Annotated in this window: 18 protein-coding genes and 1 pseudogene; 11 read left to right on the forward strand and 8 right to left on the reverse strand. The window is 55.7% G+C overall.

From position 1 onward, the window contains the following. Nucleotides 1–160 precede the first annotated feature (160 nt). Complete coding sequence (locus GR212_RS33855) at nucleotides 161–1,138, forward strand: 3'-5' exonuclease (RefSeq protein WP_163993902.1); 978 nt, start codon at nucleotides 161–163, stop codon at nucleotides 1,136–1,138. 653 nt (nucleotides 1,139–1,791) lie between these two features. Here GR212_RS33855 and GR212_RS33860 read toward each other — a convergent pair. The 5 genes and pseudogenes from GR212_RS33860 to GR212_RS33880 form a co-directional block, all read right to left on the reverse strand. Next, nucleotides 1,792–2,091, reverse strand: coding sequence for a DUF982 domain-containing protein (locus tag GR212_RS33860; RefSeq protein WP_163993904.1), 300 nt, complete (start codon nucleotides 2,089–2,091; stop codon nucleotides 1,792–1,794). A gap of 67 nt (nucleotides 2,092–2,158) precedes the next feature. Next, complete coding sequence (locus tag GR212_RS33865; protein ID WP_163989924.1) at nucleotides 2,159–2,632, reverse strand: Hsp20 family protein; 474 nt, start codon at nucleotides 2,630–2,632, stop codon at nucleotides 2,159–2,161. Between the two features lie 356 nt (nucleotides 2,633–2,988). Beyond that, nucleotides 2,989–3,300 (reverse strand): annotated as a pseudogene (locus tag GR212_RS33870) (RNA-binding protein); the annotation flags it as partial. Nucleotides 3,301–3,468: 168 nt separating this feature from the next. Continuing rightward, on the reverse strand, nucleotides 3,469–4,110 hold the full coding sequence (locus GR212_RS33875) for an NrsF family protein (RefSeq protein ID WP_163993906.1): 642 nt from the start codon (nucleotides 4,108–4,110) through the stop codon (nucleotides 3,469–3,471). Beyond that, complete coding sequence (locus tag GR212_RS33880) at nucleotides 4,097–4,654, reverse strand: sigma-70 family RNA polymerase sigma factor (protein WP_163993908.1); 558 nt, start codon at nucleotides 4,652–4,654, stop codon at nucleotides 4,097–4,099. The genes GR212_RS33875 and GR212_RS33880 overlap by 14 nt, the downstream gene beginning before the upstream one ends. A gap of 260 nt (nucleotides 4,655–4,914) precedes the next feature. Here GR212_RS33880 and GR212_RS33885 point away from each other — a divergent pair, with 260 nt between their 5' ends. The 3 genes from GR212_RS33885 (at nucleotide 4,915) to GR212_RS33895 (ending at nucleotide 7,288) form a co-directional block, all read left to right on the forward strand. Then, the gene (locus tag GR212_RS33885) at nucleotides 4,915–5,526 is read left to right on the forward strand and encodes a hypothetical protein (protein WP_163993910.1); all 612 of its coding nucleotides are present in this window, start codon (nucleotides 4,915–4,917) and stop codon (nucleotides 5,524–5,526) included. Between the two features lie 128 nt (nucleotides 5,527–5,654). Further along, entirely contained in the window at nucleotides 5,655–6,515 is an 861-nt protein-coding gene (locus GR212_RS33890; protein ID WP_163993912.1) for a cytochrome b/b6 domain-containing protein, read from the forward strand. After that, nucleotides 6,512–7,288, forward strand: coding sequence for a molybdopterin-dependent oxidoreductase (locus GR212_RS33895; protein ID WP_163993914.1), 777 nt, complete (start codon nucleotides 6,512–6,514; stop codon nucleotides 7,286–7,288). Before GR212_RS33890 ends, GR212_RS33895 begins: the two co-directional genes overlap by 4 nt. Before the next feature lie 217 nt (nucleotides 7,289–7,505). On the opposite strand, the gene GR212_RS33900 is transcribed toward GR212_RS33895, so the two are convergent. Then, nucleotides 7,506–8,066 (reverse strand): TetR/AcrR family transcriptional regulator, encoded by a 561-nt coding sequence (locus GR212_RS33900; RefSeq protein WP_163993916.1) that lies wholly within the window; start codon nucleotides 8,064–8,066, stop codon nucleotides 7,506–7,508. Between the two features lie 267 nt (nucleotides 8,067–8,333). Here GR212_RS33900 and GR212_RS33905 point away from each other — a divergent pair, with 267 nt between their 5' ends. The 7 genes from GR212_RS33905 to GR212_RS33935 all read left to right on the forward strand — a co-directional run bounded on the left by GR212_RS33905 (nucleotide 8,334) and on the right by GR212_RS33935 (nucleotide 13,855). Next, complete coding sequence (locus GR212_RS33905) at nucleotides 8,334–8,750, forward strand: hypothetical protein (protein ID WP_163993918.1); 417 nt, start codon at nucleotides 8,334–8,336, stop codon at nucleotides 8,748–8,750. Between the two features lie 181 nt (nucleotides 8,751–8,931). Then, nucleotides 8,932–10,233: an efflux RND transporter periplasmic adaptor subunit gene (locus GR212_RS33910; RefSeq protein ID WP_246726184.1), complete on the forward strand. Its 1,302-nt coding sequence runs from the start codon at nucleotides 8,932–8,934 to the stop codon at nucleotides 10,231–10,233. Nucleotides 10,234–10,235: 2 nt separating this feature from the next. Beyond that, nucleotides 10,236–10,958 (forward strand): ABC transporter ATP-binding protein, encoded by a 723-nt coding sequence (locus tag GR212_RS33915; RefSeq protein ID WP_163993920.1) that lies wholly within the window; start codon nucleotides 10,236–10,238, stop codon nucleotides 10,956–10,958. Continuing rightward, nucleotides 10,948–12,153: an ABC transporter permease gene (locus GR212_RS33920; protein ID WP_163993922.1), complete on the forward strand. Its 1,206-nt coding sequence runs from the start codon at nucleotides 10,948–10,950 to the stop codon at nucleotides 12,151–12,153. The genes GR212_RS33915 and GR212_RS33920 overlap by 11 nt, the downstream gene beginning before the upstream one ends. A gap of 584 nt (nucleotides 12,154–12,737) precedes the next feature. After that, the gene (locus tag GR212_RS33925) at nucleotides 12,738–12,941 is read left to right on the forward strand and encodes a cold-shock protein (RefSeq protein WP_163993984.1); all 204 of its coding nucleotides are present in this window, start codon (nucleotides 12,738–12,740) and stop codon (nucleotides 12,939–12,941) included. A 333-nt stretch (nucleotides 12,942–13,274) separates the two neighbouring features. After that, the gene (locus GR212_RS33930; RefSeq protein ID WP_163993924.1) at nucleotides 13,275–13,475 is read left to right on the forward strand and encodes a type II toxin-antitoxin system VapB family antitoxin; all 201 of its coding nucleotides are present in this window, start codon (nucleotides 13,275–13,277) and stop codon (nucleotides 13,473–13,475) included. Next, complete coding sequence (locus GR212_RS33935; RefSeq protein ID WP_163993925.1) at nucleotides 13,472–13,855, forward strand: PIN domain-containing protein; 384 nt, start codon at nucleotides 13,472–13,474, stop codon at nucleotides 13,853–13,855. Before GR212_RS33930 ends, GR212_RS33935 begins: the two co-directional genes overlap by 4 nt. Before the next feature lie 131 nt (nucleotides 13,856–13,986). On the opposite strand, the gene GR212_RS33940 is transcribed toward GR212_RS33935, so the two are convergent. Next, nucleotides 13,987–15,081: a nucleotidyltransferase family protein gene (locus tag GR212_RS33940; RefSeq protein WP_163993927.1), complete on the reverse strand. Its 1,095-nt coding sequence runs from the start codon at nucleotides 15,079–15,081 to the stop codon at nucleotides 13,987–13,989. A 498-nt stretch (nucleotides 15,082–15,579) separates the two neighbouring features. Continuing rightward, on the reverse strand, nucleotides 15,580–16,176 hold the full coding sequence (locus GR212_RS33945; protein ID WP_163993929.1) for a flavin reductase family protein: 597 nt from the start codon (nucleotides 16,174–16,176) through the stop codon (nucleotides 15,580–15,582). Between the last annotated feature and the right edge of the window lie 22 nt (nucleotides 16,177–16,198).

Here is a 16,198-nt window from a genome sequence, read left to right on the forward strand (position 1 = left end):
ATGAGCCATGACGGATGCACATGCGACAAAGTTCGGTCGCAGCCAGCATCCGACGTCCGGCGGTCGATATCGGTGGGTATGAGTTCAAAGGCTCGGCCAAGGACTTTTCATGCGGAGACCTCCCCGTTAAACTCTGTGCATCCTTTTGGTCGGATGCGCAATGACGTCTCAACTCGATATGTTCACCGGAAATCCACAGGCGCCACGCCGGTCGCAAGCTCCGAGTGCCCGTCTTCAAAGGACCAAAGCGGCGCCAGACGAAGCAGAAATGGTACGCATTCTGGAAGCAACTGGACGCTATCAGATCCTGCGACAGCTTGAACCACGGGCGATCGTGGCCACCGCCAAGCAGGGTTATCCGCGGCGCGGCGTCGTCCTCGACACGGAGACGACCGGACTCGACGCGCGCCAAGACGAAGTCATCGAAATCGGATTGATCGGCTTCACCTTCAATGACGAGGGCGAGATCGGCGATGTCACTGCCGTCTACGGTGGACTACAACAGCCAAGCAAACCGATCCCCGAGGAAATCACCAGGCTGACCGGCATCACGGATGAGATGGTTCATGGTCAGATCATCGATATGCCGGCCGTCCGAGCGCTCATCGAGCCGGCCGATCTGATTATCGCTCATAACGCCAGCTTCGATCGTCCCTTTTGTGAAGCTTTATCCCCGATCTTTGCCCGGAAGGCCTGGGCCTGCTCGAACTCTGAAATCGATTGGGGAATGAGGGGCTACGAGGGTACCAAGCTTGGCTATCTCATCAACCAGAGCGGATATTTCCACGTCGGGCATCGGGCGGTCGACGATTGTTTCGCACTGTTGGAAGTGCTCGCCCATTCCAGGTGGGATGGCGACCGATCGCCCTTTGCCGAGCTTTACGACGCGGGCAAGCGCTCCAGTGTACGCATCTTCGCGGAAAACTCGCCTTTCGATCTTAAGGACCGGTTGAAGGCAAGAGGCTATCGCTGGTCCGATGGCAGCGATGGTCGTCCCAAATCGTGGTGGATCGAAACCGCTGAGGAAGCGATGGAGGACGAGCTGCGGTTCTTGCGAAGCGAAATCTATCGATGGGAGGAAGCAGACCCGCTGGTCCAGCGGCTGACGGCATTCGAGCGTTTCAGGAGCAGAAAGTAGTTTCAGCGCCTGTTTTGCTCTGCGTCAAACTTATCTGACATCGAGACGTGAGGTTGCGGCCGCGGAGTCGAACCGCCTAGCTCGGCCTTTTGTCACCGACGAGCGCACCGGCGCTCTTAGCCGCATCTCCCCTCCACATTTATTCTCGTGATCATAGTTCTACCACCGGTGCGGCAGTGTTCCAGTTGCCAAATAGTACTAAATTATTGCGCCTTCTGCGCTAGCAACTTCTCTCTACGCATTCAACTCCGACCAAAACGTGCGTCAGATCACTGCGGAAAGAACCGTGGGCGCTGCAACATCGGTACTTTTAGGTAAAAGCCTGGCATCCGTGGCTTCTCAATAAGCATGAAACATAGCCGCGCCGTATTCGGTCTTCAACAACTACCACATCTCATCTTCCGCCGAGTCAACGCGAGATATCGTGGTGAAAAAGTGCTTCGGCACGGAATTACCTCATTGTTTTCGAAGAAACAACCTGGCCCATTAGGCAATTCTTATTTTTACTCCATCACTCAAAATCGGCTCGGGCGCCCCAAGCACCTACCGGAGCGCCAGCTTCAAATCGGTGCGTAAAAATCGACAGCGAGACAGCGAGACAGCGAGACAGCGAGAATCGTCCGCCGTAAGCTGTCGCGCAATAACGCACAATCTCACCGCATGTGCGGATCCCGATCGCGCCACAGGCGTGAGGCGGCGATCACGTTGGTCTCCGGCGCCAGCAAATCGTGTTTCTCGGCAAAGGCGGCAAACAGGCCGCGCGCGGTCTCGGCTTCGATCTCACCGCACAACGCAGCGCTGCATGCCTTGAGCGCGACCGTGTGTGCGACGTCTCGCATTGACACCGGCCACTCGGAAAGATGTCGGTAGGCCTCCACTACGCTGCGAACTTCCGTCGGAAAGCCGAGGCCGACGAGAATGGAAACAGGTCGCTCGAACATATCGGGTTTCATTGCTCTCTCCTTCCCAACCCGGGATGGGCGCCGTAGCCACGGCGCCCTCGTTAGCGGACAATGCAGGTTAAGCCGCCTTCTGCGCTTCGATTTGCGCGGGAGCAGCAGGGGTCAAAGCGGGAGCGCTCTGGATGGAAATTTTCCGCGGCTTCAGTGCCTCGGGAATCTCGCGAACCAGGTCGATCGACAGCAGACCGCTGCTGAGGTCCGCCCCGTTCACCCGGACGTGGTCGGCAAGTTCGAACCGGTGTTCGAACGGCCGGCCGGCAATGCCGCGATGCAGATAGCCGTCATCGGAAGCCTCCTGCTTCTTACCGGTAACGGTCAGAAGATTGGATTGGAAGGTGATGTCGAGATCGTCCTGGGCAAAGCCGGCCACCGCAATCGAGATCCGATAGCTGTCATCGCCGGTCTTGACGATGTCATAGGGGGGCCAGTCGCTGATCGAGCGGGCGCGCTGGGCGTTTTCGAGAAGATTGAAGACCCGGTCGAAGCCGATGCTCGAACGGAACAGCGGTGCGTAGTCGTAAGATGTTGCCATAGCCATATCCTCCTTGAAGCAACATGGGTACGGAAGCGCCGAAAGCGGCGCTCCCAGCAAGGCCGGCCCTGTCATCAGCGGCTGGCGGCAATCGATTTGGTTTTTGAGGATTTGCGATTCAAGAGCGGACAGAGAAAAAATTCGGCATGCCTATTGTTATCAGCACCGGCTCGATGAAGCCCATAGACCGCAGCATTGTCCACCGCACAAGCCCTTATGCGCGATGCCATGCTACTCATTCTTATGGTCATAGAGCAGTTCAGCAGAGGCAAGAGATTCATCGAGAGAGATTCGCGGCTGCGCAGGTCGTGGTCAGGTCGAAGACGGTATAGCAGCGTTAATCTGCGCATCGCTTATTTCTCGTAGACCGAAGCCGAAGAGATGAAGATGTACTGACTGCAATTGCCCGCAAACACCTCGATGTCTCGCGCAATCTGATCCGGTGTGAACGCGATGAACTGGCATATGACGTTATAGTTGGCCCTGGCGGGATCGGAATAGGCAGCCGATCCGAGTTCACCGGTGATCGAAGTCACACCCGAAGGCAACGGGTCTCCCCTCAGGCCGCGATTGTAGACATTGACGCGATGTCCCTCGCCAACAGCCCGCTCGACGCAGCGATATGAGATTTGGCCTGTCCCGCCAATGAAAAGCACGTTCAAAGCCATGTGAAGGGCCTCGGTGTCTGATTGGTAGGATCAATGACCACCATTCATAACATGAAAATGCCCGATCGTCTCCCGCCGACCACCCCCACGATGACTATCACCATCAAAAATTGGGAAAGGCTTCAGGTCGGCAGCATGCCTGCAGCACCTCGGCAGGTCAAAACAAGGCTACCAGCGCAGACTGAATTTGCCGACCAGGCTTCCGACCAGCCCGCTCAGCAAGATGCCGAGCGTGTACCATATCGCGATGAATGGAATACCGTTTTCGACACAGGCCCAGGAGTAGACCCAGCCGCCGATGCCGCCGGCGCAAGCGCCCGCAACGAAACCGGCAAGGACGGGGCGCGTGGGGGCTGCACGCCTGAGAAACCACATGTTGGCGCAGAAAGCGGGAATGCCGAAAGCCACGATCAGGAAGGGGCAAAAAGACGCCGAATATCCGACGATTAAACCCGGATAGGATGAAGCCGGCGACAGTCCGAGTTGAGCGATGGCCAGAAGCACGACGACGCTGAATGTCACGACCAGAACCCGAACCATACTCCCAATCGAACCCTCTGGGCGCGCAACCCGTTCAAGGGCTACGATCGTCGTGCTCATTAGTACGGCGGTATATAAAAATTTCACCCAAAACGCCGCCACCGTCACGTGGTGCAGATGCGGGCGAAAGCTGAGCGACATCAGCAGCGCGATGGCCGCACCGATCACGCCGACAATGATTGTAAGCGCAAGCCTTACTCGCAGCGCATGATGGCGAACCGGAGTGAGATCGCTTACCAGAGCCTCGATGAATTCATCATTTTTCGTCATTGGCAAAACCCAGCTTGCGTCCAATCGCGCGCATCCCGCGGTGAATGCTGACACGAACCATTGCTTCAGACTGCCCGCTCTCGGTGGCGGCTTCAGCAGTGGTCTTTCCGGCAATCTTTACCTGGCGCAGAAGTTCTCTCTGTTTGGCAGGCAATTGATCGAGAAGACGGTCGATGTCGAGGTGGGCAAAGAGTGCCTCCTCTCGAAATTCAGCCGCGATCTCGTCTCCCAAAGCAATTTCGACACCTCTTTTTCTACCATTCACCCTGAAGTGGTCGATCAGCTTGTACTTCGCGATTTGGAAAAACCACGCGGTGAACGGCCGTTGCCGATCATAGGTAATGCGCCGGCTATGCACCGCCAAAAGCACCTCCTGGACCAGATCCTCGGCGTCACGGTCTGCATTCGATCCAAGCCTCCTTCGATAAAATGCCAAAAGCAGATCTCGCAAAATGACGAGCAAGCGTCTGTACGCAGCCTCATCGCCGTCAAGCGAGAGAAGCATCAAGCCTTTCAGGACCTGTTCCGATACCGATTTCGTCATCCGCGTGCAGTCATTCGTTGATCGGCGCTATTTGTTACATCCTGAACCGGATTTTTTGTCGCCTTTATTGCGATCACAACGGCGTGATCACTGTAACGCATTCTCAAAAGCGCCGAATGAGGGGACGGAATTGAGGGACAATCGGTTGTCTCCGGTAGGATGCCATAGCCACCTTGTCTCATTTCCAAAGCGATCGCCCTACCCGCTCCAGATTGCCGGATGGGCATCATATCGAAAAGATGAAAGATATGGAGAGCAGAATGGCGCTCACGAAGTTGAAGATCATGGGTGTGGTGCTGGCGCTTGGAGCCGTGACCACACTATCCGCACAGGCTGCCGACAAGGCACGCGTCCGCGGCGTCGTGGAAAGCCTCAGCGGCGATACGTTGATGGTCAAATCGCGCGAAGGCAAGGACGTGACGATCAAGCTGAAATCCGGCTGGGCCGTCAACGGCATCGTCAACGCCTCCGTGACAGACATCAAGCCTGGGGATTTCGTCGGCATCGCGTCCGTTCCGACCGACAGCGGCATCAACGGGGCGCTGGAAGTGCTGATCTTCCCGGCCGCGATGAAAGGCACCGGCGAGGGCGATTACGGCTGGGATCTGAAGCCGAAGAGCTCGATGACCAATGCGACGGTTGCCAGTGCCGTCACCTCGGTCAATGGTCCCACCCTGTCGCTCACCTACAAGGGCGGCGAGAAGAAGATCTCGATCCCTCCGGGCACGCCGGTCGTCACCTTCGGCAAGGCGACGAAGGACGACATCAAACCCGGCGCAGGGGTCATCATCAACGGCACGACCAATGGAGACAACACGGTTGAATCCGACAGTATCGTGGTCGGCATAAACGGCGTCATCCCGCCAATGTGACGCATCCATGCCGACAACACGGGGCTGCCCGGTTGCCGAGCGCATCCGGGCAGCTCAATGAGCGGCGATAGCGTCGCAGCATATGATTTCGGACACCGCCTTCCGGCGGCACGTCAGGAGAATTATCCATGGCAAGCATCGAGCAGATCGGCACCGCGCCGCCATCTCCCCCGGCCAAGATCTTCATTCGCCGTCATTCGGCTCTTACACGGATAACGCACTGGATCAATGTGTTGTGTCTGACCTTGCTGCTGATGAGTGGCATGCAGATCTTCAATGCCGATCCACAATTACATTGGGGAAATTACGGAGCGGTGGAAGATCCGTCGTGGTTCGAAATCGCCAGCAATCAGGATGGCGACAACATCGTCGGAATAGTGCGCATCGGCCGTCTCTCGATCACCACCACCGGCATACTCGGTGCTTCCACGACCGACGGCGAAATGATGCCGCGCGCATTCCCGGCCTGGGCGACGATACCGAGCTATCAGGATCTTGCAGCTGGCCGACGTTGGCATTTCTTCTTTGCGTGGCTGTTCGTCATCAACGGGCTCGTCTACCTCGCCTACGGCCTGGCCGACGGTCATTTCCGCCGCGATCTCGCGCCGACGGCTCAAGATATCGCACCCACAAATATATGGCATGAAATTAAGGACCACGCCCGGCTGCGCTTCCCGCAAGGCGAAAAGGCGCGGCGCTACAATGCGCTACAGAAGCTGACCTATCTCATCGTTATCTTCATCCTGCTGCCGCTGATGATCGGTTCGGGATTGACCATGTCGCCCGCGATAGACGCTGGTTACCCCTTCCTGCTCGACATTTTCGGGGGTCGCCAATCGGCCCGCTCCATTCATTTCATCACCGCCTGGAGCTTGGTGGCCTTCGTCGTCGTGCATATCGCGATGGTCATTCTCTCCGGCCTTTGGAACAACATACGTTCGATGGTGACCGGCCGCTACGCTATCATCAACGAGGAGACCGACCGATGAGCTCCATCTTCACTCGCCGCCATTTTCTCATCGGCTCGGCCGCCACTCTGGGCGCCGTGGGCCTGACCGGATGCGATGATCTTTCTCAGAACCAGCACGTGCAGAAGGTGCTCGCTCTGGCTGAGCGGCTGACCATGGGCACACAGCGGCTCATCGTTTCGCCACAAACGCTTGCCCGAGAATATACCGACGCGGACATTTCACCGAGCTTTCATCCGAATGGATCAGTTCAGCCAAACAGCGCCGAATATATCCAGATGGTCGAAACCAAGTTCGCCAACTGGCGGCTCAAGATCGACGGCATGGTCAACAGGCCGATGGAATTTTCGTTGGCTGATCTGAAGAAGCTACCTTCTCGCACCCAGATCACCCGCCACGACTGTGTCGAAGGCTGGAGCGCCATCGGTAAATGGCAGGGTGTTCCTCTCGGGTTGATCCTGCAGACTGCGGGGTTGAAGCCAGGCGCTCGCTACGCCGTCTTCTATTGTGCGGATGAACTGGAACAGACGCTCGATGGCAGCGGCCGCTATTATGAAAGTATTGACCTGATCGACGCCTTTCATCCGCAGTCAATCCTCGCCTATTCGCTTAACGGCAAGGATCTGGAAGTCGAACACGGTGCCCCCTTGCGCCTGCGCGTCGAGCGTCATCTTGGCTACAAACATGCCAAATACGTCATGCGCATCGAAATCCGTGACCGGTTCGACGATCTCTGGGGTGGTAACGGCGGGTTCTGGGAAGATCGTGGCTACGAATGGTATGCCGGCATTTGAGATGTCATACCAGACGTCAATAATGGGGCGCGGCGACCGTAGACTATAACCGTGGCATAGGCGTACCTCAAAAGCAAAATTGCACTATGCAGGACCATTGACACCCAAGAGGCACAATCCACATGCGCGACGAGATCGCTCGGGCCTGTTGTACTTCAGAATAGTCGATGGGCAGTTTGCCAGACGCCGGCAAATCACGTTTGATGGCATTGTTATGCTATACATCGCGAGAAAGAAGAGACAAAGCTGCTGCCCAAGCGCGGCCGGCAGATGCGGAACTTTTGGAGGCTCTGGCTTCCACAGTCGCTCCATCTAGCAGCATGATGAACACTTCAGCTAATTTGCGAGCTGCGTCGGCTGGCATAAGGACGACTAGTAGTTCCTCCATCCAGTCAGTCATCTTGCGCCGATATCTGATCGCGATGTCCGAAATCTGAGGATGGTCCGGTCCGAATTCGGCCAGCGCCCGTTCGAAAAGGCAGCCTGCGAACTCGGGAGTGTCAAACCAGGCACCATACCAATCGAAGATTGTTTTTACCCGAGCGGTTGGATCAACTACGCGCGTCAATCTATCGCTGATATCGTCGACGATAAATGCGTATCGCTGCTCCAAAACGGCTCGAATAAGATCGTCCTTCCCCTCAAAGTTCCGATACAACGTCATGCGCGCGACATTGGATTCTTCGATAATGCTATCTATTCCAACGGCTTGGAAGCCGTATTGCGAAAATAGCTCTGTCGCCTTGTCGACAACAAGCTGGCGTTTACTGGGCCTCATGAAAACTTCCATCCCCGTCCATTATTCCCCTTACCTCATCACAACCCGCAGCAAACAACCGTTCTATCCCATTGACAATGGGATAGAACGGTCAGTATCTTTTGAGCCGGACGCTCACCAAAATGAGTGTCTCATCAATCGACTTTAGGATCTAGGCTGCGGCCTCGGGCGACATCTATAACCTGTTATATGGGGAGACTTCAAATGAGGCGAAGTTGGTTGTCTCAATAGATTTTGCTTCGGCTCAATCGAGATCCTAGAAAGTTGATGAATTCGATCGTTGCGCGAATTCGTCCAAGCGTCTTTGCACGCACAATCACCAAAATTACGATTTTTGCGAATGGCGAGCGCGAAAGCGTTTGCCATTGCATGTCCGACCATTCTTTGAAGGAGAATATTATGAAAGTGCTGAAAATTGGACTATTGACAGTCCTCCTTGGTGCCGGGAGTGCGATGGCCTCCACCCCGCCGAATTCTTCCGCCCTGGTTCCAGGCACAGGCCAGAAGACGACACTCTCCGTCGAGGCCGTTGGCCAGGCCCTCAATGCCCAACCAAAAGCCCAGTCGGGCGTGGCCGTGGCCTCCATGGCTACTAGCTGCAGAGATCCTCAGCCGTGGTATATGTTCAGCGGGATTGAAATCCTGACGTGCATATACACCAAACAATGGCCGGTTAAGGGCTAGTCTATACCGTAACGGCGGTCGTCTGGAAATGCGAGCGGCCAGGATCTTGGAGCCGGCCGCTCTGCCTTCGGTAAAGATCGGTGGCCAATAGAAGCGGTAGGTCAAATTTGATTTTCACGTTGCCTCGGTTGCCCATGAAAATCACGCCCGAAGAAATGCTCGGGGTGTAAAGGAGTAGCTCTTGTCCACCTCAGGTCTTCGACCTTTGAAATCCGAAGGGTCGTTTGAACGCCCTGCGGTGAACCTCGAATTGATCTTTGCCAAAAGGGGTATTGAAAAGCAAAAGCGAAAGAAAAGAGCTTTATACGTTATTGCACCAGCTCTTCTCATCATGCTCGCTATCGCCGCAATCGGATTGCTTTCTCGACAGGCAGATACACCGTCTTACGAGACCCAATCCGCAAAATTCGGCGATTTGACAGTCAATATTTCGGCGACCGGATCTCTTCAGCCGACAAAACAAGTGGATGTGTCGAGTGAACTGTCCGGTATCGTGCGAGAGGTCGATGCAGACTATAACAGCGTTGTAAGCCCTGGCGAGGTCTTGGCTGTCCTCGATACCAACAAGCTTGAGGCAGACGTCAAAAGCGCGCAAGCCAACCTTGAATCCGCGACAGCAAACGTTCTCAAGGCAAAGGCCCAGGTAAAGCAGGCAGACGCTGCACTCTCTCGGCAAAAAAGCTTGCGCAAGGGCAATGCATCGACGCAGCAGAATCTCGATGATGCCCAATTCAACTATGACGCGGCAATGGCCACATTGGAAGGCAACCAGGCCGAAACGTTGGTCGCTGAAGCAAATCTTAGATTGGCTCAGGTTGACCTCGGCAAAGCAAAGATCGTCTCGCCGATAGAAGGTATCGTCCTCACACGCTCGGTGAACCCTGGTGCTACGGTCGCCGCCTCATTCTCGGCGCCCGTTCTATTCACGATTGCAGGTGATCTGAGAAAGATGGAATTGAGGGTCGACGTGGATGAGGCTGACATGGGCCAAATCGCGAATGGTCAGCGAGCGAATTTTACGGTTGAGGCATATCCAGATCGTACTTTTCCGGCCGAGATCAAGCAGATACGCTTTGCCTCCGACACGACAAACAATGTTGTAACCTACAAGGCCATTCTCACAGTCGAGAACCCTGATCTCGTTTTGCGGCCGGGAATGACCGCCACGGCAAACATCGTCGCCAGATCAATCAAGCATGCATTGCTTGTCCCAAGCGCGGCACTTCGTTTTATTCCTCCGTCGGCGATGAAAACCAGTACCTCCCAGATTTCCTTTTTTGATGGCTCCAGCGAGCCAGCCAAAAGTTCGGGCTCAGAGCCTGTGACGGGCAACAAACGCAGATTGTGGGTCCTACGCGACGGTAAACCCTCTCCCGTAACCGTCGACATTGGCGCCTCCGATGGCATGCGGACGCAAGTGATTTCCGGCGATCTGCATGAAGGCGACGCCGTCATTTTTGACCTCGCGGGAAAAAAGAGTTGAGAATGACCACAACTGCGAGCTCGAAACTCGTGGAGTTTCGGGCAGTTTCGAAAGTCTATGGAACCGGGGACGCGAAAATCACGGCGCTCGATCGTGTCAATTTTTCGATCCGCAGTGGCGAATTCGTTGCCATTGTGGGAGCATCCGGTTCGGGGAAGTCAACCGCTATGAACATACTGGGATGTCTCGATATCCCAACAGCGGGCGACTATCTGATCGCAGGGGTCTCGACCTCCGGCTATTCGAGACAGCAAAGGACATTGTTGCGTCGTCACCTGGTTGGCTTCGTCTTTCAGGGGTTTCACCTGCTACCGCGCACCACTGCCTTGGAGAATGTTGAGCTCCCGCTGATTTATCGAGGAATCGCAAGAGCAAAACGGCGGACTCTCGCGATAGAGGCGTTGGATAGAGTCGGCTTAAAAGCTCGGGAAGATCATACCCCTCAACAGCTGTCAGGCGGCCAACAGCAACGCGTTGCCATTGCGCGCGCCATCGTCACGAATCCGGAAATAATATTGGCTGATGAACCAACCGGCAATTTGGACAGCAAGACGAGCGTTGAAATCATGGCTCTCTTCAAGCGTCTCAACAGCGAACTTGGGGCGACTGTTGTGATGATCACCCATGATACCGCCATGGCAAATTACGCACGACGTGTCTTGCGGTTCAGCGACGGGCATTTGGAAGCACAATATCTTAAGCGGCATAGCTGCAATGCTGATTGAAGCACTCCGTCTAGCGCTTGATGCGATCTGGCGCAATCTGTTGCGCTCGTTCCTGACGGTACTTGGTATCGTGATAGGGGTCGCCTCGGTAATTGCACTGGTGACTATCGGTGAGGCAACCACCGCCGAGGTTTCCGCAAAAATGTCGAAGCTTGGCACAAACATATTGTTCATCCGACCGGATGCCATAGGCCCACGTCACACCGACACTGAAATCAAACGCTTCAAGATCGATGACGTTAATGCAATACGCGATCAGGTCCTGGGTTTACGGGCGGTAGCTCCCTTTGATCAAACGGGCGCAACCGCTATTTTTCGAGGCCAGAATCACTCCACGACCGTTATTGGCACGACAGACGACTATCTTGTGGCCCAAAACTGGGAGCTGACGAGCGGTCGGGAATTCTTACTGTCGGAAGAACACGGCGGGCAGACGAGCTGTCTCGTCGGTGCGACGATCGTCAAACAATTTTTTGGAACCCTCGATCCTGTTGGCCAACAGTTGCGCATAGACAAGATTTCATGTTCGATTATTGGTGTCCTTGTTGGTCGCGGGCAAACCAGCTCGGGACAGGACGAAGATGACGTCGTTCTTCTGCCAATCTCGACGTTCCAGCGCCGTTTTGGAGGCACAACGGAAATTCCAATGATGGTGATATCCATCTTCGATGGCATCGATGGGGACAGCATCAAATCTAAAGTAACCGATCTGCTTCGGGAGCGTAGGCATATTTCTCCCGGACGAGCCGATGACTTTTCCATCGCGGATATGAGCTCAATTACGGCAGCGTTCACCAGCACTGCTATTCTTTTGACAGGGCTGCTGGCATCGATCGCAGCGGTCAGCCTCTTTGTCGGAGGTATCGGAATCATGAACATGATGTTGGTGTCAGTCACGGAGCGGACAAGAGAAATCGGCGTAAGACTGGCGATCGGTGCTCTGGAGTCCCAAGTGCTGATTCAGTTTCTCGTTGAGGCCATCGTGCTCTCACTCCTGGGCGGAATTGTTGGGATTGTGGCGGGTCTCTCGCTTGCTTACGGCGTAGTTTGCGTCATAGGCATTCCGTTTGTAGCGAGTCCCTCTGTTATCATTGGCGCCTTCCTGTTTTCTGCCACGATCGGCATGGCGTTCGGCTATTTTCCCGCGATGCGAGCTGCGCACCTGAATCCAATTGACGCACTAAGAAACGAGTGAAAATCACTTTAATGAATAACAAGGCGTTAGGGCGAGGACTCCTCTTGTCTGCCATCGTTAACAGGCTTTTCGTTGGAGCACGTTGCGGCGGAATCCAGTCCAAGCGATCAGCGGCTCGTCCGTGACTGAAAACCAGGTCCGGGTCTTCCACCCAGGAACACCTTCACGCGGCACTCGGGCCGGTGGCGATTGCCGGCGGCCCGACGCCGAGGGCGACGGCCAGCGAGGTCATGACGATCGGGCGGAAGCGCCCGCAGGCGGCTTTTACACCCCGGAGATGGTGTCAATGCTCTTGAAGGGACCCGCACCCACGCCCCTATGTGGGCTGCCCATTCAAGCCACAGACGATATTCAGGATTTTCCCCAGTTCGACGCCGGGCCTCAATCGGGAGCTTTGCCATCGTCTACGTGTTACGCCCACGTCTCCCCCTCTTAGTCGCGACGGGAGCGTAGCGACTGAAAAATCCTCGCATACAATAAATTCCCAAGGCGCGCGTTCGCAGACACCATGGCACGGTTTGATCCAGTGATGGGCCGCCGCTAAATTGCCGACGCGATTAAATGGCAAAAATACGAAGATTCTCTTGCCGACTGGCAAGGTTAAGTTCGTCAACGCCGACAAAGGCTTTGGCTTCATCACTCCGGAAAACGGCGGAGCTGATGTTTTTGTGCATGTCTCCGCGTTGCAATATGGCGATGCGCTCAAAGAGGGTCAGTCCGTTTCCTACGATCTGGGTCAGGATCGAAAGACGGGCAAGTCCAAGGCCGAAAACGTCAGGCCACTTTAAATACTATGGAACGGCGCTAATCGATTTCGGGTGGCGTTTTTATGCAATCCCAAGATAGCCCTGTGTTAGCTGAGGCTAGCAAAAGTTTCGAGTCTCACAACATTCTGACCCATATTTCCACTTGCGGGTGCTCCATTCAGTCACCGTCAAACCATTGACGAACTGGATGTATCAATATCGGAGCGGGGTCACGACAAAATGCAAATCTGGGTGAAATCGCGGCGCAAACGAACAAGCAGGGTATTCTCACACTGGGTAGAGAAGACCAAAACATGGCATGGATTTCATCACCAAATGATGCTATTATTGATGCTTCGACAAGGAGCTAAACTCATGAGATCGACTATCAATCTTGACGACGCGCTTTTGGAAAAGGCTCGCGTATTGACCGGCACCAAGGAGACCACCGCCCTCCTCCGTCAGGCGCTGGAGACGCTCGTTCGCGTCGAAACGGGAAGACGTCTCATTGCGCTCGGCGGCACCATGCCGGATGCCGAGGCAGCTCCGCGCCGCCGGAGCGCCGCGGCCAAGTGATACTGGCGGACACTTCGATCTGGATCGATCATTTCCGTCGGGGAGATGCAGAGCTACGTCGGATCATTGAAGACGACCGTCTCCTCTGCCACCCAGCCATCATCGGCGAGCTGGCCCTCGGCAGTCTTAAAGATCGCAACAGCGTGATATCTTTTTTGTCCGGTCAGCGTACAGTGGTGGTCGCCACACATGAAGAAGTCATGACCATGATCGATCGCCACGGCGTATTCGGTATGGGTATTGGCTATACGGACGCCCAACTTCTGACATCTGTTATCCTTGACCAGCACGCCGCCTTATGGACCAGAGACAAGAGGCTCCAGGCTGCTGCCGAAAGGGCGGGCGCGTCCCTATACGTTCCGGCCGAGCTGCCCAACTAAGTTCTGAAATAGGATGTTGGTTCTGGGTTTTGAATTCCGAGCTCTTCAGCGAACTTGAACTCGCGGCACCCTATTTGTCTTCGCCGCGTCTTATCAAATCAACTGCTTGGCTTTCGAAGCGGAAAGGCAGGCTATTCTCCAAACGGAAGCTCGATGTCTTCGCGGTTTTTCTTTGCGCCCTCGATCAGGACCGTCTTGAACCGCTCGGCATCTTGTGTCGGGAGCATTCCCGCCCCGGTTCGAATACCCTCTTGCCACGCGGGTCCGCGCTCCCATGCCTCGTTGTAGACGAGCGCCAAGTCGGCTGATCGCCTCGTCTGCTGCAGGGCTTCGAAGAGCAGCCCAGCTTGGCGAACATCCTTCTCCCGCTTTGCGGACCCCTGCCCGTCAGCCTGTCGGCGGCTGGCGACGATTAGCTTGTGGATCGCGTACCGGGACGGATCGGGGACGACGACTGGGACGCCGCTTCGGTGGAGCAGCATTGTCCTGACGGGTTCCCTGATGAGGAAGTCGAGAAAGCGTAGCGGATCCGCACTGGCGCCACCAAGGGCGGGCATCTTCGCCGGCTGGTCGATGTAGTCGTCCGAACCACGGTTCGACGTCAGGAATTCAACCCGGTAGCCATCGGCATTCTGAAACGCCGACGAGGCCGCGGATCCCGATCGATGGGGAACCGGTCGGAAACTGGCGTCAACGGCCTGCAGCAACTCAACGATCGGAGGCAGGCTGTCTTCAACCTCCCGGCTGATGGCATAGTCCTGGGCGATGTCCGCATCGCCGGTCAGGATCGCAGCTATGGGAAGGCGGACGCCCAGCAGTCCTGAATAGCACTGAAAGGCCACCGTGCCGATGAGAACACCCCGGAGCCGAAAAAGACCGCCATCGGCAAGGGCCTCGACGATGTCGCCTGACATCGCGTCAGGGGCGATCATCCCGCCTTCGCGGGTCAGGGTATTTACCAAGCGCCTGCGAGCGCGTAGATCGTCCTTGTCCCGCTTATGATCAGCTACGCGCTGGGCGATATCCGGATCATCAGCAGAACCGACGTAACGACGTTTCGTACCACCATGCCCATCTGGAATGTCGAAGTACCAGTACTTGCGCCCCTTGATATTCGCCGGGGTGAACCGACCCTCCGGAGGGAAATCGGCCGTCCAAGCGGCGTCGAGCGAGCGCTGACCTAGCTCGGCGAGCATTGTCTGGTAGATGAGGTCGATGGACTTCATAAGCTCGACTCCGAGCGTTATACTTTTTTTCAAAAACAGTATAACGGTCGAGAGGATAGGTCGCAAGATAGGATGCTAGCTCTATGGGCTCTTGAGCCAAATCGAACCGTCGACCCGTTCATCGACCTTCCGCGTCGACAGACTAACCGAATACGTTCGGATTCTTCGATGTCTTGCGCTTATCTACGACAGTTTCAACCTGACCGATTAGGCTCGTGAGCTCGGGTTCCCTAACCAGGGCGGCAGCTTCATGCGGAGGAGCCCAGATCAGCAAACGCTGCTCTTTTTTCCTTGAACTCTACGGCCATCGCGGCGACCTCCTTGCGCTGCTGCCGAAGGACAAAAGCGACGCTGGGGCCAAGTGCGGCCGCGACACAGGCCAATCGTTGTATTTTCTCTCCTAAAACCCGATTGCTTCATGGTTCACCACAGGTTGCGGCCGGAATTCTTCACGTGGGATATCATTATCCATTCGCGTTGTGCCGCCAATCGCTGGCTCTATCCGCGCTCGTCGATCGTCGGTGCTGGAAGGCTGAAGATTTCTCCAAGCGAGGCATATTTGCTCCCTCCAAGGCGAGCGAGTGGCCTTAGGAGATCCGGTTGCACGCGACCGTCTGACCAAATTGAAGGATCGCAATGCAGATGGATAATTTCCCCGATCACGAGCGATGACGTACCGACGGTCACGATATCCGCCAGGCGGCACTCGAAATGCGCCTTGGCGCGAGCCACACGCGGCGCAGCGACTTTGACAGACGGTGCGCGTTCAAGACCGACAAGCTCAAATTCGTCGACGGAGGGTGCAACGGCAGCCGAAGAACCGACAATGACATCAAGCAAAGATTGATCTGTGATGTTGACCACGAACTCACCCGTCTCTCGGGCATTCACGACGCTATCTTTGGTGTCGGACGCGCTGCTAAAAAGAAGGTGCGGCGGCGCGGTGGAGGCGACCGTAAAGAAGGAAAACGGCGAAAGGTTTGCAATTCCCTCCTTTGAAATTGTCGATATCCAGCCGATGGCGCGGGGAACGACGAGGCTCGTCAGCAGGAAATTCATCTCTGCGGTGTCGAAGATCGCGGGATCGATCTCCATCGGTTCGATCAATGTCTCGGGA

The sequence above is a fragment of the Martinezella lusitana genome, from assembly GCF_010668395.1.
Taxonomy (GTDB): Bacteria; Pseudomonadota; Alphaproteobacteria; order Rhizobiales; family Rhizobiaceae; genus Rhizobium; species Rhizobium lusitanum_A.

Coding starts and splice junctions, on each gene's coding strand:
- GR212_RS33855 (WP_163993902.1), top strand. CDS start 161: ATGACGTCTCAACTCGATATGTTCACCGGAAATCCACAGGCGCCACGC.
- GR212_RS33860 (WP_163993904.1), bottom strand. CDS start 2,091: ATGAAACCCGATATGTTCGAGCGACCTGTTTCCATTCTCGTCGGCCTC.
- GR212_RS33865 (WP_163989924.1), bottom strand. CDS start 2,632: ATGGCAACATCTTACGACTACGCACCGCTGTTCCGTTCGAGCATCGGC.
- GR212_RS33875 (WP_163993906.1), bottom strand. CDS start 4,110: ATGACGAAAAATGATGAATTCATCGAGGCTCTGGTAAGCGATCTCACT.
- GR212_RS33880 (WP_163993908.1), bottom strand. CDS start 4,654: ATGACGAAATCGGTATCGGAACAGGTCCTGAAAGGCTTGATGCTTCTC.
- GR212_RS33885 (WP_163993910.1), top strand. CDS start 4,915: ATGGCGCTCACGAAGTTGAAGATCATGGGTGTGGTGCTGGCGCTTGGA.
- GR212_RS33890 (WP_163993912.1), top strand. CDS start 5,655: ATGGCAAGCATCGAGCAGATCGGCACCGCGCCGCCATCTCCCCCGGCC.
- GR212_RS33895 (WP_163993914.1), top strand. CDS start 6,512: ATGAGCTCCATCTTCACTCGCCGCCATTTTCTCATCGGCTCGGCCGCC.
- GR212_RS33900 (WP_163993916.1), bottom strand. CDS start 8,066: ATGAGGCCCAGTAAACGCCAGCTTGTTGTCGACAAGGCGACAGAGCTA.
- GR212_RS33905 (WP_163993918.1), top strand. CDS start 8,334: ATGAATTCGATCGTTGCGCGAATTCGTCCAAGCGTCTTTGCACGCACA.
- GR212_RS33915 (WP_163993920.1), top strand. CDS start 10,236: ATGACCACAACTGCGAGCTCGAAACTCGTGGAGTTTCGGGCAGTTTCG.
- GR212_RS33920 (WP_163993922.1), top strand. CDS start 10,948: ATGCTGATTGAAGCACTCCGTCTAGCGCTTGATGCGATCTGGCGCAAT.
- GR212_RS33930 (WP_163993924.1), top strand. CDS start 13,275: ATGAGATCGACTATCAATCTTGACGACGCGCTTTTGGAAAAGGCTCGC.
- GR212_RS33940 (WP_163993927.1), bottom strand. CDS start 15,081: ATGAAGTCCATCGACCTCATCTACCAGACAATGCTCGCCGAGCTAGGT.
- GR212_RS33945 (WP_163993929.1), bottom strand. CDS start 16,176: ATGGAGATCGATCCCGCGATCTTCGACACCGCAGAGATGAATTTCCTG.